We start from the raw sequence: 25,284 nt of genomic DNA on the forward strand, positions 1-25,284 counted from the left end.
CGGATCGTTCACACCCTGCATACCCCCAGTATGACACCAGACGCTCGCGATCGCGAGCACCACAGACCCACCCAATTAATCAACAGTCTCCTAGTCGCTCTTTGGCGCTGTTCCGAAAACGGTGGTGTGTCCTTCCCTGCTGGCGGCGTAGAACACGGAGTAGCGACGCGACGACATCGTGGTATCACAACAGTGCAGGACATCAGCCATCAGCCGGTTTGGCAGGCTCGAGGTCGCGAACCGTTGCGCGTGCTCTTCGTCTTCGAAGCGAGTCAGCACGAGCACTCGCGAAGGCTTGTCGCAATCGACGAGTACCTGATGCTCGAGGGGCCCATCCGCGTCCGACAGCGCGGCACGTTCCCAGCGCTGCACGGCGCTGGTGAATGGTCCCATTGCACCGGGGAGGATATGAAACTCCGCTACGTGCATGTACTGCATGTACTGAAAGCTAGTACCTCATGCGAGCCTGCGCCGGTCCGGCCAGAGAACCGGCGGTTGACCGATGCATGGAACGACTACGGAGAAAGCATCCTGAGTAGTCCGGTCGGGTTCGCAGGATGGCGCAGCTTTGCCAGCGCTTTCGCTTCGATCTGGCGGATACGCTCTCTGGTCAGATCGAAACGTTTGCCGACCTCGTCGAGCGTGCGGGGGGTGCCATCTTCGAGGCCATACCGCATTGTCAGAATGATCCGCTCGCGCTCTTCGAGTCTGCCGAGGACCGCGGCAAGATCCTGCTTGCGCATCTTGAGAACGACGAGTTCGAAAGGGGCTTCGGCATCGGTGTCTTCGATGAGATCTCCCAGGGTGGCCTCATTCTCGCCGATGGGTTCGAAGATGGAGACGGGCTCGGGTGCAACCTTGAGTGCCTCGATCACCTTGCGAACCTCGAGTCCGGAGTGATCCGCGATCTCGTCGAGAGTGGGAGCTTGTCCCAGTCGTTTCGTGAGATGGTTCTCCGCCTTCCGAACCTGGGAGATGGTGTCCATCATATGTACGGGCACCCGGATCGTACGGCCCTTGTCGGCGATGGCTCTGCTGATTGCCTGACGTATCCACCACGTTGCATATGTCGAGAATTTGAACCCTTTGCGATACTCGAATTTCTCGACAGCGCGGATCAACCCGAGGTTGCCTTCCTGAACGAGGTCGAGAAACCCCAGGGTCGCGTTCATGTAGTGCTTCGCGATGGAAACGACCAGTCGAAGATTGGCACTGATGAAGTGTTGCCGCGCTTGCTCTCCTTGCCGAACGAGTGCGGTGGCCATCTCACGATCGTGGTCGGAGCGAGCGGTCTCGAGAGCCTTCGCGGCTTCCCTGCCGCGCTCGATCGTCTTGGCGAGGTCGACCTCTTCCTGCGCTGTGAGCAGGGGATAGGCACTGATCTCTTCGAGATACCATCGGATCGTATCTTCGCGACCATCGCGTTCGGCGAGGCGCTTGCTGCCTGCCACGTGTGCCTCCTCGGTGCGACGTGAGAGTTCCTCAGCGTTTGCTCCGTGTACTCATAGGTCGTCGGCCGCCAGAGGTCTGACCTTGAATCGGTGGGCGCTGACGGGTTTGAACCGCCGACCCCCTCGGTGTAAACGAGGTGCTCTGCCAGACTGAGCTAAGCGCCCGGGCTGACGGAGATTAGTGCAAGATCGGCAAAGGCGAGGCGCCTTCGTGCGTTGTCAGGCTTGTGTACCATCTGCGCCTATGAGTGCCATGAGCGAATTCCAGAGTCTGGCCGATCTGTTGGAGCTTCAGAGGGTCGATTCAGAGATCGATCGTCTTCTGGAACGACGTTCGTCATTGCCCGAGCTGGAACGCTACAAGAGCGCCCATCTCGAGACGGAAGCGGTTCGAAAACAACTGTCTGAGAAGGAAACTCTTCTTCGTGAGCTCAGCCTCGACCTCGACCGAGCCAGCGGTGAGCTCGAGATGGCAGAGGCAAAGGTGGGTCAGCAGGAGCAGCGCCTGTACGCCGGAGGCATGAGCGCCAAAGAGACCGAGAACATGCGACTCGATGTGGAGAGTCTACGAAACCGTGTACGGGAAACCGAGGACAGGGTGCTCGAACTCCTCGAACTCAAGGAGACGCTCGAGAAGGAAGTGGCGGTCATTCGCGTTCAACTCACCTCGGCAGAGGCGGAGGAGCAGCGTCTGAGCGGGATCATCAAAGAGGCCTGGAAGGGTATCGACGCAGAGTTGGCACGCCGAGAAGAACGCAAGATGGCCGCGATCACGTTGATCCCTCCTGACTTGTTGGACCTCTATGAGCATCTTCGCGAGCGCAAGGATGGCGTGGCCGTGGGACGCCTCGATGAAACGTGGGTATGCGGCGGGTGCCATCTCAAGCTTTCGGCGGCCGAACGGCGTCAGGCTCTTGCCGAGGATCCACCGCGCTGTATCCACTGTCGTCGCATCCTCGTGCCGTAGGGCTGCTCGCTTCGCTCGTCGTAGTGAAGTATTCCGTACTTGGTATTTCGTATTTCGTATTTCGTATCGCGGCGCAGCATTGACGCAAGACTGCGGGGCGGGCTGGGCGACTCAGGCGCAATAGGTTGTCGATGTACGCGCCGTCCGCTGATCGGCGGCCTCTCAGCTCTTCCTGAACAACTGGAGGCCTGCGGCGAGGACGAGGAGCCCCGAGAAGAGGAACTGGAGCGTGGAGCCGGCCAGGCTGAACGCCAGGAGCGCGCCGAGCAGCACACCGACGATGCTGCCGGTTCCGAGGATGAGAGCGATCGGGAGGTCTACTCGATGGGCCCGGTAATGAACGATGGCAGCCGATGCCGCAGTCGGAACGATGGCCACCAGCGAGGTTCCTTGTGCGATGTGCTGCTCGAGGCCGAAGACGAGGGCAAGGATCGGTACGTAGACCAGCCCTCCCCCGAGGCCGAGCATCGACATCAACGTCCCGGTTGCCATGCCGAGCAGCACGATCCCGATCATGGTCCCCAAGGTGGTTTCGATGTGGTCGACGCCGACGCTCGTCCCGAGCCCGCCGAGCGTGAGCCTGATGGCGGCAACGGCGGCAACCAATGCGAACAGGGCCTTGAGCCGCTTCGATGGCACCTTGCCCATGAGAGTCGCCCCGACAAGCGCCCCGAGTATCGCTCCACAGGCAAGGAGCCCGCCCGAACGCAGATCCGCCGCTCCACCGTCGAAGAATCGAATTGCTCCCGTGGTGGCCGTCACGACGACTGCAGCAGATGATGTTGCGTGGGCACGGTGTTGCTCAAAGCCAAGGATGAGGACGAGGCCCGGGACGAAGACGAGACCTCCGCCGATGCCGAACAATCCACTGACAACCCCTGCCGTGATTCCGATGAGTGCTGCCACGATGGTTTGCGACATGGTTTATTGAGTGTAGAAGCCGGCGCTATCGTCACCCTGATGTTGCGTTTCCTTGCCGCTGTCGTCGTGGTGACACTCGTGATCGGTTGCTCGGCGCCGCCCGAGGAGCCGACGACGACCACGACCACGCTGCTGGGGGCCGCGACGCCCGACGGGGCCCTGCGTGATCTCCTGTCCGCCGTCGAAGACGGCGATCTCTCCAGAGTGAGCGAGCTGACGGACCGTGAGCAGGTGGCCTTGCTCATCGCCTTGGACGGAGCCACGTTGTCGGAGGCGACGGCCATGCTCGAGGAAGGGATTCCAGAAGAGTCCCTTGCCGCTTTCTGGGCATCCTTCCAGGACACCTATGGGCGCAACGTTCGGGAAGACCTCGGTGAGATGTTGGTGGCTGCGGGTCGGAGGGTGACTGTGGACGGCGTCGAGTTCGCCAACATCGAAGTGGCATTGAGAAAAGACAGCGGGCTGACTCGTTGGATCGCCCGGCGAGATGAGAGCGGGCAATGGAGGGTCGACCTCTTTGCGACGTTCGGTCCGACCGTGGCTATGCCCATGCGTCTGTGGCTCACCACGCTGCCCGACGATCCAGACATTCGCGTTGTCCGGAGCGCAATCGCAGATCAAAGGCCGAGCCTTCTCGCCGCGCTTCAGCAACAACCGCTCGGACCGATCTCCCCAGGTGTGGCGGAACAGATCAGGGGGCTTCTGGGCGATGTGGGAGCAACGGCCCCATAGAATCCCCGAACCCAGGGCTCAGGGGTACCCACAGGGTACGTACGAGCCCAGGGTTCACCGGTAGGGGGTCATTCCACCGGGCTCCGTGAGCACCGAAAGCGAGCCGCGAAGGTGCTGGGATCGAAACGAGCGGGCTACGAGAGATCCTCTGTGATGCGGTCCTGGGCCGCCTCCATGATCTGAGCGGTGAGCGACCCGAGCGCCCGAGCGATGGCCAGTTCTTCGCCGACGAGGGGTATCAAGGGGTCGTCGGGATTGCGTCGGGCCTTTCCGTAGGACTCGAAGCGGTCCCCCTGGAGGTCAAGGCGCGCATGGACAGTGGTCTCGATGTCGTCTTCCTCGAGGTGAAGGTTCACATGAAGGCTTCTTCTCATCAGCAGACCCCTTTCACAAGCATAGTGACCCAACGTTTACGCAGATGGAAGGGGACGGAAGACCCTACGAGGTGGGCCGACCGGACCTTTGGAGAACGGGGAGGACCTCGTTTCCTAGGAGTGAGATGAGCGCCGGTTGGTCGGTTGAGGTCATCTGGATGGTGACGACGTCGGCGCCGAGATCCGTGATGAGGGGCAGGTAGGCATCGATGATGTCCTGCGGCGAGGCGGCGATGGTATAGCGGCTCAGGATTTCGTCCCGGGGCAGATCATCGGCCCTGGCTCGCAGAACGGCGGGGTCGACGGCCTCCAGACGCCCCGGAGCGCGAAGCCCACGCCACGCAGACAGTGCCTGCCAAGCTTCGTCGTCGCTGCCGGCGAACACGGCCCAACGGGTCACCACCAGCGTCGGTGCCGGCCTTCCCTCGGTTTCTGCAACGGCACGTGCCGGTTGGACGACGTGTTCCAGGGTCGAGGCCGGATCCTTCACCGAGGTGATGACACCTTCGGCCCGACGGGCGGCGAGCGCAGCCGACTTCGGTCCGCCCGCGGCGAGCCAGATCGGAACCTTGCCAGTCGGGGGGCTGTAGAGCTTTGCGCGATTGGTCGAGTAGTACTCACCGTCGAACGACAGTGTCTCTCCATCGAGGAGGCGGCGCATGATCTGGAGTGCCTCGTTCATGCGGGCCGCGCGTTCGGCATATTTCGGGAACGAGTATCCGAGAGGGCCCTCGTTGATGTTCTCGCCGGTGCCGACACCCAAATGGAAGCGGCCACCAGAGAGTCGATCGAGCGTCGCGGCAGCCTGTGCGACGACGGCAGGGTGAAACCGCCACAACGGTGTCGTGACGCCGGTGGCGAAACCGATGTGATCGGTCGCCGTGGTCATCGCCCCGATCGTCGAGAACGCAAATCCTGCAGCGGAAGTGTCGTCAACCCAGGGGTGGAAATGCTCGGAGACCACGACGAGGTCGAATCCGGCATCTTCCGCCAGTCGAGCGTGTTCGACCAGTTCCTCGGGTTGCCATTGCTCGTGGCCGCAGAAGTAGGCGAAGCGTGTCATGGCCCAGCAGAGTAGTCGGCGGAGTCGTTGCGCAGCAGGCGCCCGGTCGAAGACCGTTGGGAGAGGGGATCGTCCGGAACACTCCGTTTCCCGGGGGCATCGGAGATCTCATCCCAGGAGAGCCGTGGTCCAAGGCGCAGTGTCGATTGCGACGTGTACCGCCAGGAGAGCGGTCTCGATGTCAGGCCTGCATCTTCTCGATTTCGTTGGACCGCGGCTCGGCGGGCGCCGAGCACGACGCGGCACGCATCTCCACGGCGCCAAGGAGTTCGGTGAGGAAGCCGGCTACCAGCTCTCTTTGCTGCAGCCTTCGGCAGGAGTCGCGACGCTCGCACCACGGTCCTGGAGCTGGGTGGGTCGCGGTGCGAAGTACGAAGTACATGAACAAGCGAGCGAGGCCACTGGCTCGGCATCGGCATCACGGGCGTTGCCGGTCGAGGCACTAGCATTGCTCGACGTGGGCGATGCACCGGCGATGACGGCGTTCTTTCGGCCAGAAGGCATTGCGCTGATCGGGGCGACCGCCGACGAATCCAAATTGGGCTTTGGGGTAGTCAGGAATCTCCTCGAAGGCGGATACCCCGGTTCCGTGCATCTCGTGGGCACCAAGGAGGGGACGCTGTTCTCCAGGCCGATGTATGCATCGGTCACCGAGGTTCCCGATCCGGTGGACCTCGCGGTCATCCTGATTCCCGCACCAGCCGTGCCGCCGGTCCTGGATGCGTGCGGTCGGCGAGGTATCCGAGCCGTCGTGATTTCGTCCGGTGGCTTTCGCGAGGTCGGGACTGAAGGAGCTGCGCTCGAACGACAGTGCCTGGAAATCGCGGCCCGATATCGCATGCGGTTGCTCGGACCCAACTGCATCGGCACCATCGACACCCACGTTCCGCTGGACACGACATTCCTTCCGCCTCCACCTCCACCGAGCGGAAATGTCGCCTTCGTCAGCCAGAGCGGCGCCATCTGCGCCGCGATGATCGACTGGACTCGAGGTCAGGGCTTTGGATTCAGTCGTCTCGTCAGCCTCGGCAACGAAGCCGACATCTCCGAAACGGACATGCTCGACGCATTTGCAGAAGACCCGGAGACGAAAGTCATTGCCATGTACCTCGAAGGCATCGTCGATGGCCGGCGGTTCGTCGACGTGGCGCGTACAGTGGACAAGCCTTTCATTGCGTTCAAGGTGGGACGATTCGACGCGGGCCGAAAAGCTGCCTCGAGCCACACCGGCGCCCTCGCAGGTGAAGACGTCGCCTATGAAGCTGCATTTCGCAGAGCAGGGATCCTGCGGGCCACGTCAACCGAGGAGATGTTCGATTGGGCCCGCGCCTTTTCGAATCTTCCACTTCCTGCCGGCCCAGGTGTCGCCGTGCTGACGAATGCAGGCGGACCCGGGGTAGCGGCGTCTGACGCAATCGAGCAGTACGGCATGCGGATGGCATCGCTGAGTTCGGACACGATAACGCTGCTCGAGCATCTGCTGCCGAGCGCCGCGTCGGCCAACAACCCGGTCGATATGCTGGCTTCTGCCTCTCCGGAGATCTATGCGCGAAGCCTCGAGGTGCTCCTGGAGGACACTGCGGTCGACGCAGTGATGGTCATCCTCCCACCGCCGCCACGGTACGCGGCCCAGGATGTGGTCGAGGCACTCATTCCGGTCATCGATGAGGGTTCAAAACCTGTCGTAGTGGCGCTGATGGGGGGCGGGTTGATCGACGAGGCGGCGAACAGGCTACGGGCCGCCAAGGTGCCGGAGTATCGATTCCCATCGAGAGCTGCAGGTGCTCTGGGCGCCCTCTACCGACATGCTGTGGCCCTTGACCTCGATCAGTCGGTTTGTGCCATTCCGGAATCGGTCGACGCGGCCGCTGCCGCTCGAGTGCTGGCACATTCGAGCGGCTGGCTCGACCCGTCGAGCGTGACTGCGCTGATGACCGCCTACGGCATTCCGACGGCTCCATCGGTGCGTGCGGAGAACGCAGCATTGGCGGCAGCCGCAGCCGAGCAGATCGGATACCCGGTTGTCGTGAAGCTCGACTCACCCGATCTTCCCCACAAATCCGATGTGGGGGGCGTGCTACTCGGGCTCTCTGATGCAGACGGCGTCAGGATTGGCGTCGAAACGATGCTGACAAAGGTCCGCAACGCCCGTCCCGGTGCTCGGATCGACGGAGTGGTCATCCAGGAGATGATCACCGATGGTCAGGAGGTTGCGATCGGAGTGGTACGGGATCCTCAGTTCGGTCCGCTTGTGATGTACGGCTCCGGAGGCGTGGACGTCGAGAGCATGGGTGATGTTGCCTTCGCTCTCGCTCCGGTTACCTGCACCGACGTGGACTACTTGCTCGGTCATACCTGGGCGGGTCGGCGACTGGGCGGATCACGGGGCCAGACGCGGGTTGATCGCGACGCTGTGATCGATGTGATGATTCGACTCGGTGCGATGGCTGTCGCGCATTCTGAGATCGCTGAAGTGGAGATCAACCCTTTGCTTGCGCGCGCCGACGGGACCGTCGCACTCGACGCGCGCGTGCGTGTTGATGCCTGCGAGGCCTGAGCGTGCGACAATACAACCTTTGAGGGAGCGCGTGACCAACCGAAACCAGCATCGACCCCGATCGCCGTCGGGCTCGAACGACTCTCGAGACTCTGGGAAGCCCCCTGGGCCCGGCGGTTTGCCGGAGCAATCCAAGCTCGCGCCCATCTGGTGGATCATCCTCATCGGACTGCTCATCTGGAACGCGTTTGCGTTTCTCGGTTCGGCCCCCAAGAAGGCGCCGCTCCCTTACACGGAGTTTCTTCATCAGGTGCGTGCCGGCAACGTCGAACGGGTAGAGATCAAAGGGGATGCGATCAGCGGCAAGCTGATCAAACCCATGAGCCTTGCCGAGGTGCAGGCGGCAGCGGGTGTCACGACGACCACGGCTGCGGGCAAGGAGTCGACGACAACCACGACCACTCCGGTCGAGTTCAGCGAATTCAAGACCACATTTCCCCAGAGCGTCGGTGATCCCAGGCTGCTGCCGCTCTTGGAGAACCATGAGGTCGCCGTCGATGTCTCGCCGGTGAGCACAACCTGGACCGCCATCCTGATCAACGTCCTTCCGTTCGTTCTCTTGATCGGCCTGCTGTCATGGATGGGCAAGCGAACGATGCAAGGACAATCCGGACTCCTTGGTTTCGGCAAGAGCAAAGCGCGCGAGTACACGACGGAACGACCGGATGTGTCCTTTGCCGATGTTGCCGGGGCGGAAGAAGCGAAAGCTGATCTGCAGCAGGTGATCGGTTTCCTCAAGGATCCCGAGAAGTTTCATCGGGTTGGCGCACGCCTCCCGCGCGGCTTCCTGCTCGTCGGACCCCCGGGAACAGGAAAGACACTGCTGGCCAAGGCCGTGGCCGGGGAAGCCTCGGTGCCGTTTCTGAATATCAGCGCGTCCGAGTTCGTCGAGATGTTCGTCGGTGTAGGCGCAAGCCGGGTACGCGACCTGTTTCAGAAGGCCAAGGACATTGCACCCGCCATTGTCTTCATCGACGAGTTGGACGCAGTGGCACGCCGCAGAGGTGCAGGGTTGGGGACCGTGAACGATGAACGCGAGCAGACTCTCAACCAACTTCTCACGGAGATGGACGGGTTCGATGAGCGACAGAGTGTGATCGTGCTGGCTGCCACCAACCGGCCCGATGTGCTGGATCCAGCGCTTTTGCGTCCGGGCCGGTTTGACCGACAGATCGTGGTTCCACTACCCAACCTGGAAGGCCGGCAAGGCATCCTGGAGATTCATACGAAGAAGCTGCACCTGGCTCCAGACGTGGATCTGGCCAAGCTGGCCCGGCGGACCATAGGCTTGAGCGGTGCAGACCTCGCCAACATTGTGAACGAGGCAGCGCTGATGGCTGCCGAATCCGGTGCGGAGACGGTGGGGGAGAAGGAATTCGACGCAGCGGTCGACAAAGTCACGCTCGGCGCGGAACGTCACATGCCGATGAGGGAGCAAGACCAGAGGCTGGTCGCCTATCACGAGTCCGGTCACACGCTGGTCGCTTGGTACTCGAGGTTGGCGGACCCGGTGGACAAAGTGACGATCATTCCGCACGGGCTGGCGCTCGGTGTCACGGAACAGCTTCCTGCGGAGGAGCGAGTCAACTACAGCCGGGAGTACCTTCGCACGAAAGTGGCGATCATGCTCGGAGGCCGCACGTCTGAAGAGTTGGTATTCGAGGATTTCACGACCGGAGCAGAGTCCGACATCGTCGAGGTCACCAAGCTCGTCCGCAGAATGGTGACGAGGTGGGGGATGGGGAGCTTCGGCCCACTTTCGCTGGACGGCGACGAGGATACGCCATTCCTCGGTTATGAGATGGCCCGGGGACGCTATGTGAGCGAAGAGACGCAGGCTCAGGTCGATAGGGACATTCAGACGATCATCGCGGAGCAGCACAAGGTCGCGCTATCGGTACTGGAACAACACCGTGAAGCTCTCGATCGCCTCGTCGACGCCCTCATGGATCATGAAACCGTCGAAGATGATGAACTTCGGGAGATCCTCGGGCCATCGGCGTCCGAAATCGCGAGTTCCGAAGCGTGAGAGCCATCGGGCGTATCGATAGTCGGTAAGGCAATCACGGCGTTGAGGATCGCTACCGAACCTCGATCAGTTCATCCTCCGGGGGCAGATCTGCCGTTGCTTCGATGACCTCATCCGCGCGTGGAAGAGCCAGACCCGGGCGCGACACCGAGAGAGCGCTTGCAGCGTTGGCAAACCTCGCCGCGTCTCGCCAGCTGCCGCCTGCGGAACGGTGCACGGCAAGGGCAGCGATGAACACGTCACCGGCACCCGTCTCGTCGTTCGGCTCCACCAGAAGGGTGGGGATGCGCAACAGTTCGTCATCGTGGCCGAAGATGACTCCGGCGTGGCCGAGTTTGAGGAACACGTTCTTCGCTCCTGCATCGAGGAGGTCGCGCACGGAGAGCACCGGGCTGAGGGACGATGTCGAAGAGCGACCGGTCAGTGACGTTCCCTCCTGGAGGTCCGGTGTGATGGCTTCGGCTGCGACCAGGGAAGCCCTCGTGACATCCTCAGGGGGTGCAGGGTCGAGGAACAGGCGGACATCTTGCCCGACAGCCCACGTTGTGAGACGAGCAAGCACATCGGCCGGGATCTCCGCCTGCACCAGGATCACATTGCATGATGCGAGCACGGGGAGCGCAGCTTGCACGTCGGACCATGTGAGATGCGCATTGGCGCCAGGTACGTAAACGAGTGATTGATGGTGGCCGTCGGTGAGGCGGATTGCCACGAAACCGGTGCGGACACCTTCTGTAACGAGGACGTGTTCGGCGTTGACGCCGTCCGCGACAACAGACTCTCGGCAATCGCTTCCGAATTCATCATCCCCGACTCGACCGACAAGGAACACTTCCGCACCGAGCACCGCGGCGGCGCGAGCCTGGTTGGCGCCCTTCCCACCTGGCTGAGCGAGATAGTTGCCTGCCCGGAATGCAGCTTGGCTGCGGCTCTCACTGACATCGAACAGGTGGATGTCCATGTTGAGTCCACCGACGACACCAATCCGAACGCTCATGATTCTCCTTTGCGGTGGGCTTCATGCTACGCGTACGGGCTTCGCGGTAGTATTCTCAGATGCCGCGCAAAGGAGTCACGGTGGACTCCAAAGACGCCACGAAGGCGATTATCGGGATCTTGTTGGATCGGTCGGGGAACCCGCTGGCGTTCCGACTGTGGGACGGTGAGCGCATCGGGCCGGCCGACGCTCCCGTCACGATCGCACTCCAACATCCTGGTGCGCTCCGAGCACTGCTGATTCCACCGGACGACCTGACCGCCGGAGAGGCATACGTTTACGACGACGTCGATATCGAAGGCGACATCTTCTCGCTGTTGGACTTCGGTTTCGAGTTCGTGGAGGGCGGCATGAGCAAGTCGACGGCACTGTCGCTCTTTCGTCTGGCACGCAAGTTACCCAGACAGAGCCGGCGCAGAAATGCGGATCGGCCGAAGAAGCAAGGTCGTTTACATTCGATTCGGCGGGACCGTCAGGACATCCGTTACCACTACGACGTCGGCAACGCCTTCTATCGACAGTTTCTCGATCCGTTGATGGTCTACTCGAGCGCTGCGTTTCTCGACCCTACCGAACCGCTCGAAACGGCACAGCGGAGGAAGCTGGACATGATCTGTCGCAAACTTCAGCTTCGCTCCGGACAACGCCTCCTCGATGTGGGTTGCGGCTGGGGAGCGCTCGTAACCCACGCCGTCCGTAACTACGGCGTCGACGCAGTCGGGATCACGCTCTCGTCCCAGCAGGCCGCATGGGCTCGCGAGCTGGTTGATCGTGAAGGTCTGACCGACCGAATCACGATTCTCGAATGTGACTACCGGGAGATCGAAGGAACCTACGATGCCATCGCCTCCATCGGTATGTTCGAGCACGTTGGCCGCATCAAGATGCGAGCGTATTTCGAGCGGCTACGAAACCTGCTCGCCCCCGGTGGTGTTCTCCTCAACCATGGGATCGGAACTCGTGACCGGGGCCGTGGCCGTGGCCGGATCAAACCGACGTTCGTTTCCACGTACGTCTTCCCCGACGGGGAACTGCTTCCGATCGAAGAGGTCATCGGTGTCGCCGAGCGATCCGGCTTTGAATTGCGAGACCTGGAATCGCTGCGCATCAGCTACGCGGTCACGTTGCGTCGGTGGGTGGCCAACCTGGAGCGACACCGGGCCGAAGCCATTGCCGCAGCAGACGAGCGCATCTACCGTATCTGGAGGGCGTTCATGGCCGGATCCGCCCTTTCGTTCGAGAAGGCGAGGATCAGCGTCTACCAGCTCGTACTTGCCGACCCGCGCCGACCGTGGATCTACGGCAGAGCGTGGGCGATGGCCGAGGACGATGAGTGTTGAAGGTGCGCTGCGCTCGCAGGCAGATACAACTCGTGCACTGTGGTGGAATCGGAGGAGGATGGCATGAAAGTGGCACCGGGAGTGCATCGACTCGGGACGAGTCTCATCAACTTCTATGTCATAGAGGAGGGTGAGAGCTTCACTGTGGTCGACGCCGGGCTGCCCGGGTACTGGCCGTTTCTCACAGAGTTCCTCGACTCGTCGGGAAGCAGTCCGGCCGACATCGCTGCCGTGGTGGTGACCCACGCTCATGTGGACCACATCGGATTCTCGGAGCGTCTCCGAGCCCAACGAGGCGTTCCGGTGCACATGCATGTGGATGATGCCGCTCTTGCCACCGGTCGGGAGAAGGCTCGGTTTCCCATGGGGCCGATCTGGCGTCCGGTCCTGCTGCGCTACCTTGCGCACGGCGTCAAGCACAAAGGGTTTCCGTTTCCGACGGTGCTGGAAGTGGCTGCTTTCGACGACGGCGAGGTTCTCGACGTCCCTGGCAGACTTCAGGTGATCCATGCTCCAGGCCACACCAAGGGAAGTTGCGTGTTGCGGTCCGGAAACGTGTTGTTTGCCGGCGATGTCCTGGCGACCGTCAACATCACGACCGGAGAGGCCGGCCCGAGAATCGGCCCGAGCTTCGTCAACGACGACAGTGAGCAGGCACTTCTTTCCTTGGATCGTCTTGTGGGACTGGATATCGACACGGTGCTCGTGGGGCACGGCGATCCGTGGACAGGTGGGATCGACGAAGCGGTCCGGCAGGCCCGTCAGGTGGGCATCTGGTGAGCCTCACGCGTTCTTGACGAGTGATCCGCCCTTCCACACCTTGACGACGTTCGTCGGATCTGCAAGGACGGTGATGTCATCGAGTGGATTGGAGGAAACCGCGATGACATCGGCGTCGAAGCCTGCCGTGAGTTGACCCGAGTTCGGCGCCTGGGGCCCGAGCGTCGTGGGACCGTTGGCGGTGGCGGCCTCGATGATTTCCAGGGGTGACAGGCCGGCCCGCGCGAGGTAGACGACTTCTTCGCCGTTTGCGCCCCAAGGCACGGCAGAGTCCGCACCGCTCGTCGCGATGTCGGTGCCGAGAGCGATCCTGACTCCTGCCTCATACGCCAGCGAGATGGCCTGCATGTGACGGTCTCCGATCTCGACGAGTTTCTGATAGGCGTATTCCGGCATGCCGGATTCTCTGCCTCCGGCGAGGAGACGCTCGACTATGAAACGGGTCGGAACCAGGGTCGCTCCCTGCTCCTTCATCTGTGCGGCGGTTTCCTCGTCGAGGTAGGTGCCGTGCTCGATCGTCGCGACACCGGCATCGAGGGCGGCTCTGATGCCAGGTGTGCCGTGGCAATGGGCCATCACGACCCGTTCGGCTCGCTCTGCCTCTTCTACGATGGCGTGCAGCTCTTCAGCGCTGAACTGCTGGTGGATGGGATGATCGATCTCACTCATGACACCACCTGACGCACAGACCTTGATGACTTTGGCGTTGCGGCGCAGTTGCTTGCGCGTCGCCTTCAGGCATTCCGGGACACCGTCACAGATGCTGAGCCAGCCGCCGGAAGCTTCATAGTCGAGCACCCAGTCGAGCGGATAGGAGTGCAGGTCGCCGTGGCCCCCTGTGGTACTGAGGATGGATCCGGCAGCGTAGATGTTCGGCCCGACAACCGTGCCTTCGGCGACCGCTCGGGCCAGGTACACACCGAAGCCTCCCGCTTCGCGCAGGGACGTGAATCCTGCGCTCAGAGCAGCCTCGGCATCTCTGGCGGATCGGACACCGGCGAGGACGTGGGGGATTCGGGGAGTCTCGTCGATGTTGGGTGTCGTGAGACCTGTGAAGTGTGTGTGGCAATCCCACATGCCGGGCATCACCGCAGGAACCTTTGTGACGGTCGCTGATGGGGATGCCGGTGCTGCCTCGACGGGACCCGCATAGGTGATGGTGGTGTCTTCGATGATCACGCAACCATCATCGATGGGCGTTCCCCGTCCGGGAATGAGGACATCGGCTTCGATACGCTGCATTGGTCACCTCTTCCTTCGCCCGCAAGTTACCCACCTGTAGCGATGGCCGCCAGCAGCCGGCAGGAGTCGCGACGCTCTGCGGTCTTGGTGCCTGATAGGTCGCGATACGAAATATGAGGTACGAAATACCAGTTACCAGGTACCAGGTACAGCGAGCGAAGCGAGCCTCCTAGGCTCACCCGATGCAGAAAGCGGCCTCCACGACTCGGATTGGTGCCACGGTCGGTGTTGTCTGTATCTCGTTCTCGGCGATCCTGGTGCGAGCAGCGGAGGTTTCACCTTCCACGGCTGCCTTCTTTCGCGCCGTTTACGCCATTCCGATCCTTGCCGTGGTGTGGTGGTGGCGCCGGGATCGGGATCAGCGTGTCTCAGAGTCTCGATGGATCGCCGTAGGCGCAGGCCTTCTCCTTGCTCTCGACTTGACCATCTGGCACCACTCGATCGAGATGGTCGGTGCGGGTCTTGCGACGGTACTGGCGAATGCTCAGGTCATCTTTGTCGCACTGGCGGCTTGGTTGGTGTGGCGAGAGCGTCCGTCGAGGGCCACGTTCTGGATCGGTCCCGTCGTCATCGCGGGGCTGGTCCTCGTGTCGGGGCTTGGCCGTGACGACGCCTATGGATCGAATCCGACCCTCGGCGTCATTCTGGGCGCCGCCACCGGGATCACGTATGCCGCGTTTCTGATCGTGTTTCGCTCGGCTACACGGCGCCACGACGCTCCACCGGCCGGCCCGCTTCTGGACGCGACGATCGGAACCGCTGTTGGCTCCCTCGCGTTGGGAGCGATGTTTGGAACCGTTTCATTCGTGCCGACGTGGCCTGCACACGGCTGGCTCGCGCTGCTGGCAATCGTCTCTCAGGTCGTCGGATGGCTGTTGATCGCCACTGCACTGCCGAAGCTGCCCGCTCTGGAGACCTCGGTCCTGTTGCTCATCCAGCCGGTGGCGGCGTTGCTGTGGGGCCGGCTGTTCTTCGCGGAGACAATGTCGTGGATCCAGGCCGCGGGGGTGGTGATGGTGATCATAGGAGTGCTGTCGATCTCGGCGCGCGGAGCGACCGTTCAACGCGGCGTCCTGGATGTTGATAGCCTGCGGTCGAGGAGGACGACATGAAACTCGAGGTCATCACGCACGAACCTGTGATGGATCGCAAACCCGAACCGCTGCTGTTTGTTCATGGAGCATGGCATGGGGCCTGGTGCTGGAATGAGCACTTTCTTCCCTATTTCGCGGAGCACGGGTACGAAGCCCACGCGCTGAGCCTTCGGGGTCATGGCAAGAGTGAGATCGACGGGAGTCTGCGCGTTGCTCGCATGCGTGACTACGTGGCCGACGTTGTCTCCGTGGCCGAAGGCTTGAGTTCCCCTCCGGTGCTCATCGGGCACTCGATGGGTGGCCTCATCGTGCAGATGTATCTCGAGGACCATTCGGCCCCCGGGGGAGTGCTTCTGGCTTCCGACCCGGTCCGGGGAGTACTCGGCGCGACGCTGCGCATCGCCAAACGCCACCCGGGTGCGTTCCTGAAGGCGAACCTCGTCTGGAACCTGTACCCGATCGTTGCCACCCCTGAACTCGCCCGGGAGGCTTTTTTCACCGAGAGCATGCCCGACGAACTGGTTGCCACGTACCATCGGCAACTCCAGGCCGAGTCGTATCTTGGCTATCTGGACATGATCTTCCGGCTGCCCAAACCCGAGAGAGTGAAGACACCGATGCTGGTCATGGGAGCCGAAAAGGACACGATCTTCACTCCGGCGGAGGTCGCGGCGACCGCTGCAGCATATAAAACGGAACCGGTCATGGTGTCCGGTATGGGGCACGACATGATGCTCGAATCCGGCTGGCAGGAGGTCGCGGCCACGATTCTGAAGTGGCTTGAGGACAGATAATCCGTACGAGGCTCATGGGCGCTGATCCGGGAGACTATGGAAATAGGGTCCTTTGTCTGCCATCTGGCCTCTAGAAACGGAACGCCGTGAAGCGTACGGTCAAGTGTGATGGGCTAACGTGTCCATATTGAAAACCAGGAGAGAAGAGGGGTCCTGAGAGGCCGCTCTGTTGTCAAGGAGTCTGCTCCCATGAAACGCGAAATCGTTTTCGTGGCAGTGCTCATGACGGCTCTGACACTGGCAGCGTGCACAAGCGGGTCGACCTCCACGACTGTGAAGGCTCCTGTGACCACGTCGACAGCGGCACCGACGCCATCCACTACCACTACTGCCACTACTACCACTGCAGTAACTGCGGTCGCCCTTCGGACCGACTGTGAAACCTGTCATACGGACATCCACGAAACGTGGACCACAGGATCGCACGCAGATACCCAGCAAGACGTCGCAACCGAACTTGGTGAGGAGCGTGCCGGGCAGACTCCTGACGATGTGATTCACGGTGACGATCCTGAGAACTGTATTGCATGCCATGCCCCGACTGCCGGGGCGACCTTGAATGGTGTCGAAGCTCTTCGTATGTTCTTCACGACGACCGATGGCGTGTTCACGAGCGACACAGCCGCCAAGGATGCATCGGAATGGCCGGCCGTTACCTGCACGGCCTGTCACGAAGTGGCTGACGACCACCCTCAAGAATCCATGCCCGTCATTGCCGCGTTCGATGCGACGACAGCGTCCTACACGGCAGTGGGCGGGGCGAGCGAACTGTGCGGGCAGTGCCATGGGACCCTCAGATTTCCCGAGACCGACCATCTGACCTACGACGACTGGAAGGCGGGATCGCATGCGGATACGCAGGCCGATGTGGCCGGTGAGCTGGCCTCCGAGCGTGCGGGGGAGACGCCGGTCGATGTGATCAGTGGTGATGATCCGGAGAACTGCATCGCATGTCACGGACCATCGGCAGTTCTTGCCAACGGCGGCATGAGTGAACAGGACGCGATGGCCTATTTCTTCACCACCGACAACGGTCAATTCAGCTCAGCCACAACAAGTGCGCATTCTGAAGAGTGGCCGAGCGTCGGATGCGTGTCCTGCCACAACCCGCACAACCCGCGGCAGCCGGCGCTGCTGGATTCGTCGACCGGGGAGTACCTCGCGATGTCGAGTAGCTCGCAGCTCTGTGGCCAGTGTCACGGAAGTCTTCGCTTCGCCACGGATCATCTGACCTTCGACGCTTGGTCCTCGAGTTCGCATGCGGCGACGCAAGCAGACGTCGCCGGCGAGCTGGCCTCCGAGCGTGCGGGGGAGACGCCGGTCGATGTGATCAGTGGTGATGATCCGGAGAACTGCATCGCATGTCACGGTCCCACGGCGGTCCTCGCCAACGGCGGTATGAGCGAGGCGGATGCACTCGCGTACTTCTTCACAACGGACGGCGGACAGTTCGGCGATGCGACGGCGCCCGACCACGCGTCGGAGTGGCCGAGTGTCGGCTGTTCGACCTGCCATGATCCCCACAACCCGACCCAGCGTTCGTTGTTCGAGTCGGCGAGTGGCGAGTACGTCGTCATGGCGGACGACTCGCAGCTGTGCGGGCAGTGTCACGGGAATCTGCGGTTCCCCGACACGGACCATCTCAGCTACAACGTCTTGACAGGTACCGGCGGCATCGGTGTGCCCGATATCCGCACGATGCCGGGAGCGACTTGTACCAGCTGCCACATGTACACGAGTGACGTCGACGGGAGCAACTCGTCGATGCAGCATGGACACACATGGGCCATCATCACTCCCGAAGCGAACGGTGGGACCACTGCTTCGTGCAGCCAATGTCATACAGACTTCTCCAGCAGCGACGTCGAGGCGAAGATCACCGCATGGCAGGATGCATTCCAGTCGCTCGACGCAGTCGTGGCGGGAAAGGTGGCTGCCGCAAGTGAGGCCATGGTCGATGTTGACGATGCGGACCTTCAGGCCAAGCTGGATGAGGCAGAGACCAACTTGGCGCTCGCGGAGGGCGACGAGAGCGGCGGGTTCCACAATCACGAGTATCTGATGGCCCTCCTTCGAGATGCGCAGGCAAGAGCCGAAGAGGTGCTGTCGGACTTGGGGAAGTAGACGGAGGGCGAGCTGAGGGGCCTCGCGAAGCTCCTCAGCTCAGCGCCCTTGTCCCGCGCAGGGATCAACCCTGTGAGATCAGCCCTGGGCGGATTCGGCTGCGGATCTGTTCGCGTGCCGCGGCGAGGCGTTCAGCAAGCATATGGGTAAATCTCACCAGGAGGCGGAGTCCGACAGCCGGGTTCTCCTCGAAGGCCTCCCAGAGCTCGGCGACAGGCATGACGACGAATTCGGAGTCCTCCATGCAGACAGCGCTGAATGGATGTACGGCATCGTCCGCGGTGGCTAGCGCAGAAGCCCCAATCACCTCGCCCGGCTGGCCGACCACATTCATGAGGATGTCCTCCCCCCCGTGGATGGGATGCTGGCGATTCGCAACCATGCCGGTGACGAGCACGAGCAGGGTGTCGGAAGGGGAGCCTTCCTCGAATACGCGTTCACCGGTCTTGGCTGTCAGCAGGTTGGTGTGAGGTGCGAGCACGGCGATCGCTTCGTCATCGAGGGAGCGGAAGAACGGCAGGGTCTTGAGTTCGGCAGGATCGATCATGGTTTCTCCTCCTCAGAAAAGGCCTCGCACTTTGCCGGTTTCTGTGTCGATGTCGACGTTCTCGAACGCCGGTCTACTCGGTAGCCCCGGCATGGTCCTCATCGTTCCGCACAGTGGATACAGGAAGCCGGCTCCCACGCTGGCTCTGATATCTCGCACCGGAAGGCGGAAGTGCTGTGGCACGCCCTTGGCGTTGGGGTCGTGGCTGAGACTCAGATGCGTCTTGGCCATGCAGATCGGCAGGTTGTCGTAGCCGAGCTTCGTGTAGAGCTTGACCTTCTTTTCCGCTGCGTCCATGAAGTCGACTCCGTCGGCTCCATAGACTCGTGTGGCGATCAATTCGATCTTGTCCCGGATCGGCATGTCGAGTGGATACAGGAACTTGAAATCTTTCGGCTGCTCGGCTGCCTTGACGACAGCCGCGGCAAGATCCTTGGCGCCCTCGCCACCGCGAGCCCAGTGGTCGGTCATGACCGCGTCTTCCGCTCCTTCCTCGATGGCAATCTTTCTCAGGAGCTCGACTTCCCGGTCCGTGTCAGTGTGGAAATGGTTGATCGCCACGACCACCGGCACGCCAAAGGCGCGGGCGATCTTGATGTGCACAACAAGGTTGGCGGCACCAGCTTCCAACGCTGGAAGGTTCTCGGTCGTCAGCTCGGGAGGCAGAGACCTCCCGGCGATCACCCTGCCCAGCCCGCCGTGCATCTTCAGTGCACGGATCGTTGCCACGACCACGACCACGTCGGGGGTCAGTCCGCTGGCACGGCACTTGATGTCCATGAACTTCTCCATCCCGATGTCGGAGCCGAATCCAGATTCGGTTACGACGTAGTCGGCGAGCCTCAGCGCGATCTGATCGGCCACGATGCTGGAGTTGCCGTGCGCGATGTTGGCGAATGGACCCGTATGCACGAGGACCGGCGTGTGCTCGAGGGTCTGCATCAGCGTGGGCATCAGGGCATCTTTCAGCAGTACCGCCATCGCTCCTGCGACCTTGAGGTCCTCTGCGGTGATCGGGTTACCGCCGAATGTTGTGCCGATCACGATACGGCCGAGTCGCTCGCGTAAGTCGGCGAGTCCGGTCGAGAGAGCGAGGATCGCCATGACTTCCGACGCAACCGCGATGTCGTACATTGACTCGCGCGGATAACCGTTGGGCTTACCTCCGAGGCCGATGACGACTTTGCGTAACGCCCTGTCGTTGAGATCAATGACACGGCCCCACGTGACGGAGAAGGGGTTGAGATCGAGCTGGTTTCCGTGAGTGAGATGGTTGTCGATCGCCGCGGCAAGCAGGTTGTGGGCAATTGAGACGGCGTGGATGTCGCCGGTCAGATGCAGGTTGAAGTCCTCCATGGGGATCACCTGGCTGTAGCCCCCACCGGCGGCGCCGCCTTTGATACCGAACGTCGGGCCCATGCTCGGCTGACGCAGCGTTGTGAACACAGAATGTCCGAGACGGCCGAGACCTTGGCTGAGCCCGACGGCGGTAGTGGTCTTTCCTTCACCAAGTGGAGTCGGGGTGATGGCCGTGATGTCGATGTACTTACCCATCGGCCGGTCGGAGAACTTCTCACGAACGTCGAGGTGCACTTTGGCTTTGTACATGCCGTACAGGTCGAGATCATCCAGGCCGAGTCCGACGCGGGCGGCAATGTCGAGGATCGGATCGAGAGGGGCCTCTTGAGCGATGTCCAGGTCGGTCGGGACGGGGGTGTGGGGCTGGAGGTAGGAACTCAACGAATACTCCTCTCGAGGTCTGGTGGGGAGTCTATCGAAGCGGTGGTGTGTCGGATCCGTTGGTCGGCGCCGGCCTGTTTCTTTCCCCAGGTGGCCCCCCGGGGCGGACGCTGGGGGAGGTGTCCTCGGCGCTTTGGCCGAGGACGGAGGGGGCCCGGAGAGGTGACGCTCGCTGATTGACGCGAGGCTGCTACGTTCGAGCCGCTGCTCCCGCCCCGCGGTCTTGTACGGTGCTGCGTCGCGATACGAAGTACAAAGTACAAGATACGTGTCTACGCACCGGCATCACTCAACAGCGTTCTAATACCCCTCTTGCGGAGTGTGGCAGTCCGTGCAACGGATCTCCTGCCACTGTTTGCCGATATCTACCGGATGCTGGAACTCGAGCCCGAGGAGATCGTTGTCCAGCTCCGATGTGTCAGTGGAGGGACCCTGGGCAACAATCGTGTGACATGTGTCACACGCCCCGGTGATCTTCTCCCCGGTGTCGGAGACCTTGTCGGAGCCGTGACAGCGGAAGCAGCCCACATTGACGAAGTGGCTGAGGTTATTGAGGTGGGACCGGTAGTCGGTCTTCATCGTGGGAAAGAAATTGTTTTCGTAGACACGAATGAGTGCATCCGAGGCGGCTTCGATCTTGTCCCGGAGTTCGTCGACCCGGTCTGGATACACTTGCTCGTAGTAGGCGAGCAACGTGGAACGGATCTTCTCGGCGGCCTCTTCCTGCGAGGTGTACGTCGTGTTGAGAAGGTCCAGGCCGACCCGTCGCACGTATGGCAGATCCGTCGAGATGGTCCCACGAGCGAGCTCCTGGTTGATTGCCACCGCCGGCGGTAGGAACAGATGACTGGGCCGGTTGTGGCAATCCATGCAGTCGAACACCCTGAACTCGGTCTCGGGATCGTCGGGGTCGGGGTAGCCCGATGCCGACGGGTCTTTGTACACCGTGACGGTGCCGTCGTCGCGGGTCACGCGGACCCACGGGATCACCTGGCGTTTCTCGTCGGCCGCCAGATACTCGATCTTCTTGCCGATGAGCATGTGCCAGTGGATCCCTTCCTGGGAGCCGGTACGCGTGTTGCTGCCACCGATGTTCACCAGCAGACTGATCGTCCACGGCGAGTTCTGCTGGTCGGTCCGGTAGTAGCGGCGCGTGACGAGCTTGCGTCCGTAGAACTGATTCGGCCAATGGCACGTTTCACAGGTTTGCTGAGCAGGGCGCAGGTTCTCGACGGGCGTTGGGATCGGCCGAGGGTAGGAATTCGTCAGAGTGGCCACGACCTGGCGCATCCCATCGATCTTTGACCGCACCCAGAATGATGTTCCAGAACCGATGTGGCATTCGACACATAGGACTCTCGCGTGTGGTGAGTGTTCGTAGGTGACGGCCTCGGGTTTCATCACCTTGTGACATGTCTGTCCGCAGAACGCGACCGAGTCTGTTGCCTCATAGCCTTTGAAGCCGCTCCAACCGACCACCAGAAACACCAGGGCTCCGACACCGAGAAAGACCCAGAGGCTACGCATGTACCTCGGGTTCGAGGGCTCGACACGAAACGTGAACTGCACCTTTTGGCCGCGACGCTTCGCGTTCATCACCTGTCGTCGAATCGCAAGAAGGAAGATGACGGCGCCCATGAGGACCACGGACGGCATCGCGACGTAGGTCACGAGGGAGCGGTAGGTGTTGTGGCCTCCAGAGGTCATGTCGATGGCCACGAGCACCAGGAGCATCAAGCTGCCTGCAACCATGATGGCGCCGCCCACTCCCGCCAGTGGATGCCGGTACAGGCTTCGCGTCTCGACGGTTGGCTCGGCATCGCTCGGGGATGGAGGGTCGGCCGGGACAGGGGATGGGTTGGCGGACGGTTGTCCAGGCGGACCGATGGAGGGTTCGCCGGGTGTGCCGGCGTCGGGCTCGTCCGGGGGTCTCACTTCAGACACCGAGTTCCTCCCTCAAGTAGCAGCGAGCGCCGGAATGCCGGGAAAGATATGGCGGTCGGTTCTGAATCATGGAGTCCTTCAGCCCGAAAAGCAACCCGGCGCAACCGTCAAGGTGCCGTGCTGTCCGAGGTTGGCAGTTCGGGCAGCGCAGATGGATTGTATGGCACATAGATCTCGACAGGGGTGGCAGGAGGCGGAATTGTCTCGATCGCCACCTGTTTGTATGTGAGGAACACCACGACAACGGCGGCAAACGCGATGGCGATCACGCTGTAGACGGCGAAGAATACCCTTCGTCTCTTTCGCAGAACCTCAGGAGGCACCGGCGGCACTGGCGGAGCACCGGCCTTGATCTTGGCCAGCTCGGCGGGATGCTCCTCGAGCATCTCTTCCTCGGTCAGGTACCCGTCGAACATGCTTCGGTTCAGGTGTCGCAGATGCACGTGATAGGTGTGCCACACGAGGATTGCCAGGACCGCGAGGATGGCTTCACCACCATGCACCGCCTTTGCCGCCGGAATGAACTCGCCGGGAAGGAGGGCGGTCGTGGAGATGGGGTTCCACATCATCAGGCCGGTGGCCACCATGACGATGGTTCCCCAGATGATGGACCAGTATTCCATCTTCTCGTCGAACGTGAACTTGCCCTGGATGGGGGGATCGGAGCGAAGACCAAGGCGGTAGGCCACTTGCTGCACGGCTGCACGAGCGTCGTCGAGCCCTGGGAGCATCTCCTGCCCGATCCGAAGCACGAAGAATCGATAGCCTGCCGTGCCGATGTGATACACGGTGGCGACGAGGACGATTACGGCGAACGAATGATGGATGAGCCGCGTGGTGTTGATCCCCCCAAGCGCGCCAATGATCGCCTTCGAGAACCATCCCTCAGCCCACATCTGCACGAGGCCGGTGAAGGCGAGACCGGTGAAAGCGAGTGCCTGTGCCCAGTGTTCGACACGATCGGAGACCGAGAATCGCCGATAGCGGGGTTGGGTTGTGACCTCAGACATCTCGCACCTCACGTCGGGTTCTTCGCCTCTCCCTATAGCGGCCGACCACATCGATGATTACGTACAGCAGCATCCCTCCGATCACCGTCGGGATGAGAATCCGGTAGAAGAGTTTCGCGTAGTAGACGAGTGGCCACTCCTCCGGAGTCGCCGTGTAATGGCTCATCCACGCCGTCGGAAAGTTGGCGTCGGCATCGGGATGGCATCGTCGGCAGGTGGTGAGCAGGTTCGTCTTGTACACGGTGCTCGCCGGGTCGCCCGGCGGGATGATGTCATGCACACCGTGACAGGAGACACAGACCGGTGTGTTGGTCTCCTGGCCTGGCGCCAGGTCCTCGAAGAGGATCACCGTCCTGCCGTGGAAATCCGCTACATAGGTGCTGAACACGTCCGTGCGAATTCCGTACTTGTCCATCATTTCCTTGTCCGCGTGGCACTTCTTGCAGATGAGCGGGGAGAACAGTCGGAAGGGAGAGTTGATGGGTCCTTCGATTTCGTGGATGCCGTGGCAGTCGGTGCAGGTGGGAACATCGGGATTGCCGTCGGTCAGTGCACTTCCGTGGACGCTCTCTTCATACCGGTCGTAGATCTCCGCGTGGCACTTTCGGCAAGTCTTGGGGATGTCTGCATGGGGGATGGGCGGGTTGATTACATAGTGAGGGTCGTGGCAGTCGGAGCAGACTGCGGCCTCCTCGATTCCTTGCTCTCTGGCCGCCGCGTGGACACCATCCGTCGTTTTGGTGGCCTGCTCGATGTGGCAGACGGTGCACGATTCGGACTGCTGGATCGCATACTGTCGGAGGTTCTTGGCGGTCGGGGGATCGTGGGGGACAGACGTGACTTCCGTGTGACACAGAATGCACTTCATATTCCAGTACGCATGGATCGATGCGTGCCAGCGACTTTCGTCGATTGTCGTGTCGAGACGTTCACCCGATGGCAGTTCGGTGGAGAGCCCGGGCTTGTTGTGGCAACCGAGGCAGGTGCTGTTGTCCCATTGCGAGGTCCCGTAGCTGAGTCGTTCTTCCAGCGGGCTCTGTTCGGCACTCGCCGGCGCAGGGCGACCGGCAGTCACCATGAACAGCAGGGCGACGAAACACAGCAGCCCGAGAACCCTTCGATATCCCATCGCCCCTCCGTGCCGCTTCAACTCGCCCCTCCGTGCCGCTTCAACTCGCCCCTCCGTGCTGCTTCGACTTCGCCTCTTCGTGCCGCTTCACATCATGGCCTTGTTCAAGCCGTGCGTTCAAGGGCCGAAGGGCCCTGAACGCCGGGACGTTCGGCCGGTCCACGGACACGTATGAGCAGGGTGCCGGCGGCTCCCCTTCGCTGGTCGCCGATTGGGGGCCCACGGCAGGCTGCCCGACGTCTGGCAGGTACTGTACAACGTGTGTGGACAGTTGAAGATCAATCAACGCATCGACGACGTGGGCGGGAAGCCCGCTGATGTCTCGTCGTCGACCGGATTGCCGTTGCAGGCGCCGGGCCCCGGTGAGCAACTTCGGCTCCCAACGATGGGGCTAATCTCGTGTCCAACGACTTAGGGGCTTTCGGCCCTAGCGGGTCCTGCCGCTCGCC

The 25,284-nt window shown here is 61.8% G+C and carries 21 protein-coding genes and 1 tRNA gene; 9 read left to right on the top strand and 13 right to left on the bottom strand.

From position 1 onward, the window contains the following. Positions 1 to 90: 90 nt before the first annotated feature. From GWP04_03185 to GWP04_03195, 3 genes are all read right to left on the bottom strand, one after another. Positions 91 to 438 (bottom strand): hypothetical protein, encoded by a 348-nt coding sequence (locus GWP04_03185; GenBank protein ID NIA24553.1) that lies wholly within the window; start codon positions 436 to 438, stop codon positions 91 to 93. Between the two features lie 77 nt (positions 439 to 515). Next, complete coding sequence (locus GWP04_03190; protein NIA24554.1) at positions 516 to 1,451, bottom strand: sigma-70 family RNA polymerase sigma factor; 936 nt, start codon at positions 1,449 to 1,451, stop codon at positions 516 to 518. 91 nt (positions 1,452 to 1,542) lie between these two features. After that, positions 1,543 to 1,616 (bottom strand) — tRNA-Val (locus tag GWP04_03195). Positions 1,617 to 1,695: 79 nt separating this feature from the next. On the opposite strand from GWP04_03195, the gene GWP04_03200 reads away from it, so the two are divergent. Next, the gene (locus GWP04_03200; GenBank protein ID NIA24555.1) at positions 1,696 to 2,418 is read left to right on the top strand and encodes a hypothetical protein; all 723 of its coding nucleotides are present in this window, start codon (positions 1,696 to 1,698) and stop codon (positions 2,416 to 2,418) included. 162 nt (positions 2,419 to 2,580) lie between these two features. Here the strand turns inward: GWP04_03200 and GWP04_03205 are convergent, their stop codons facing one another. Then, on the bottom strand, positions 2,581 to 3,339 hold the full coding sequence (locus tag GWP04_03205) for a TSUP family transporter (GenBank protein NIA24556.1): 759 nt from the start codon (positions 3,337 to 3,339) through the stop codon (positions 2,581 to 2,583). A 39-nt stretch (positions 3,340 to 3,378) separates the two neighbouring features. Between GWP04_03205 and GWP04_03210 the strand changes: the two genes are divergently transcribed. After that, complete coding sequence (locus GWP04_03210; GenBank protein NIA24557.1) at positions 3,379 to 4,071, top strand: hypothetical protein; 693 nt, start codon at positions 3,379 to 3,381, stop codon at positions 4,069 to 4,071. 134 nt (positions 4,072 to 4,205) lie between these two features. Here the strand turns inward: GWP04_03210 and GWP04_03215 are convergent, their stop codons facing one another. Continuing rightward, positions 4,206 to 4,445, bottom strand: coding sequence for a DUF1876 domain-containing protein (locus tag GWP04_03215; protein NIA24558.1), 240 nt, complete (start codon positions 4,443 to 4,445; stop codon positions 4,206 to 4,208). 64 nt (positions 4,446 to 4,509) lie between these two features. Further along, positions 4,510 to 5,508 carry a TIGR03557 family F420-dependent LLM class oxidoreductase gene (locus GWP04_03220; protein ID NIA24559.1) on the bottom strand — a complete coding sequence of 333 codons (999 nt, stop codon included), beginning with the start codon at positions 5,506 to 5,508 and terminating at the stop codon, positions 4,510 to 4,512. Positions 5,509 to 5,686: 178 nt separating this feature from the next. Between GWP04_03220 and GWP04_03225 the strand changes: the two genes are divergently transcribed. Both GWP04_03225 and hflB read left to right on the top strand, forming a co-directional pair. Then, on the top strand, positions 5,687 to 8,065 hold the full coding sequence (locus GWP04_03225; protein NIA24560.1) for a CoA-binding protein: 2,379 nt from the start codon (positions 5,687 to 5,689) through the stop codon (positions 8,063 to 8,065). Further along, a complete protein-coding gene (hflB, locus tag GWP04_03230; GenBank protein ID NIA24561.1) occupies positions 8,049 to 10,094 on the top strand; it encodes an ATP-dependent zinc metalloprotease FtsH in 2,046 nt (681 codons plus the stop codon). The genes GWP04_03225 and hflB overlap by 17 nt, the downstream gene beginning before the upstream one ends. Positions 10,095 to 10,146: 52 nt before the next feature. Here hflB and GWP04_03235 read toward each other — a convergent pair whose 3' ends face one another. Further along, on the bottom strand, positions 10,147 to 11,091 hold the full coding sequence (locus GWP04_03235; protein NIA24562.1) for a hypothetical protein: 945 nt from the start codon (positions 11,089 to 11,091) through the stop codon (positions 10,147 to 10,149). A gap of 59 nt (positions 11,092 to 11,150) precedes the next feature. Between GWP04_03235 and GWP04_03240 the strand changes: the two genes are divergently transcribed. Together GWP04_03240 and GWP04_03245 are read left to right on the top strand one after the other, a co-directional pair. Continuing rightward, entirely contained in the window at positions 11,151 to 12,431 is a 1,281-nt protein-coding gene (locus GWP04_03240; GenBank protein NIA24563.1) for a methyltransferase domain-containing protein, read from the top strand. 63 nt (positions 12,432 to 12,494) lie between these two features. Next, complete coding sequence (locus tag GWP04_03245; GenBank protein ID NIA24564.1) at positions 12,495 to 13,211, top strand: MBL fold metallo-hydrolase; 717 nt, start codon at positions 12,495 to 12,497, stop codon at positions 13,209 to 13,211. Positions 13,212 to 13,214: 3 nt separating this feature from the next. Here GWP04_03245 and GWP04_03250 read toward each other — a convergent pair whose 3' ends face one another. Continuing rightward, the gene (locus GWP04_03250) at positions 13,215 to 14,405 is read right to left on the bottom strand and encodes an amidohydrolase family protein (protein NIA24565.1); all 1,191 of its coding nucleotides are present in this window, start codon (positions 14,403 to 14,405) and stop codon (positions 13,215 to 13,217) included. A gap of 230 nt (positions 14,406 to 14,635) precedes the next feature. On the opposite strand from GWP04_03250, the gene GWP04_03255 reads away from it, so the two are divergent. The 3 genes from GWP04_03255 to GWP04_03265 all read left to right on the top strand — a co-directional run bounded on the left by GWP04_03255 (position 14,636) and on the right by GWP04_03265 (position 18,465). After that, a complete protein-coding gene (locus GWP04_03255) occupies positions 14,636 to 15,565 on the top strand; it encodes an EamA family transporter (protein NIA24566.1) in 930 nt (309 codons plus the stop codon). After that, complete coding sequence (locus tag GWP04_03260; protein ID NIA24567.1) at positions 15,562 to 16,341, top strand: alpha/beta fold hydrolase; 780 nt, start codon at positions 15,562 to 15,564, stop codon at positions 16,339 to 16,341. Before GWP04_03255 ends, GWP04_03260 begins: the two co-directional genes overlap by 4 nt. A gap of 189 nt (positions 16,342 to 16,530) precedes the next feature. Then, positions 16,531 to 18,465: an ammonia-forming cytochrome c nitrite reductase subunit c552 gene (locus GWP04_03265; GenBank protein NIA24568.1), complete on the top strand. Its 1,935-nt coding sequence runs from the start codon at positions 16,531 to 16,533 to the stop codon at positions 18,463 to 18,465. A gap of 64 nt (positions 18,466 to 18,529) precedes the next feature. Here GWP04_03265 and GWP04_03270 read toward each other — a convergent pair whose 3' ends face one another. The 5 genes from GWP04_03270 to GWP04_03290 all read right to left on the bottom strand — a co-directional run bounded on the left by GWP04_03270 (position 18,530) and on the right by GWP04_03290 (position 24,835). Continuing rightward, positions 18,530 to 19,012, bottom strand: coding sequence for a cyclic nucleotide-binding domain-containing protein (locus GWP04_03270; protein ID NIA24569.1), 483 nt, complete (start codon positions 19,010 to 19,012; stop codon positions 18,530 to 18,532). Positions 19,013 to 19,024: 12 nt separating this feature from the next. Further along, positions 19,025 to 20,752 (bottom strand): formate--tetrahydrofolate ligase, encoded by a 1,728-nt coding sequence (locus GWP04_03275; protein ID NIA24570.1) that lies wholly within the window; start codon positions 20,750 to 20,752, stop codon positions 19,025 to 19,027. Positions 20,753 to 21,052: 300 nt separating this feature from the next. Beyond that, positions 21,053 to 22,696, bottom strand: coding sequence for a cytochrome C (locus tag GWP04_03280; protein ID NIA24571.1), 1,644 nt, complete (start codon positions 22,694 to 22,696; stop codon positions 21,053 to 21,055). A gap of 107 nt (positions 22,697 to 22,803) precedes the next feature. Further along, entirely contained in the window at positions 22,804 to 23,706 is a 903-nt protein-coding gene (locus GWP04_03285) for a hypothetical protein (protein NIA24572.1), read from the bottom strand. Then, complete coding sequence (locus GWP04_03290) at positions 23,699 to 24,835, bottom strand: cytochrome C (protein NIA24573.1); 1,137 nt, start codon at positions 24,833 to 24,835, stop codon at positions 23,699 to 23,701. Before GWP04_03290 ends, GWP04_03285 begins: the two co-directional genes overlap by 8 nt. Positions 24,836 to 25,284: the final 449 nt, after the last annotated feature.

This window comes from Gammaproteobacteria bacterium, assembly GCA_011682695.1.
GTDB lineage: Bacteria > Actinomycetota > Acidimicrobiia > Spongiisociales > UBA4744 > BMS3Bbin01.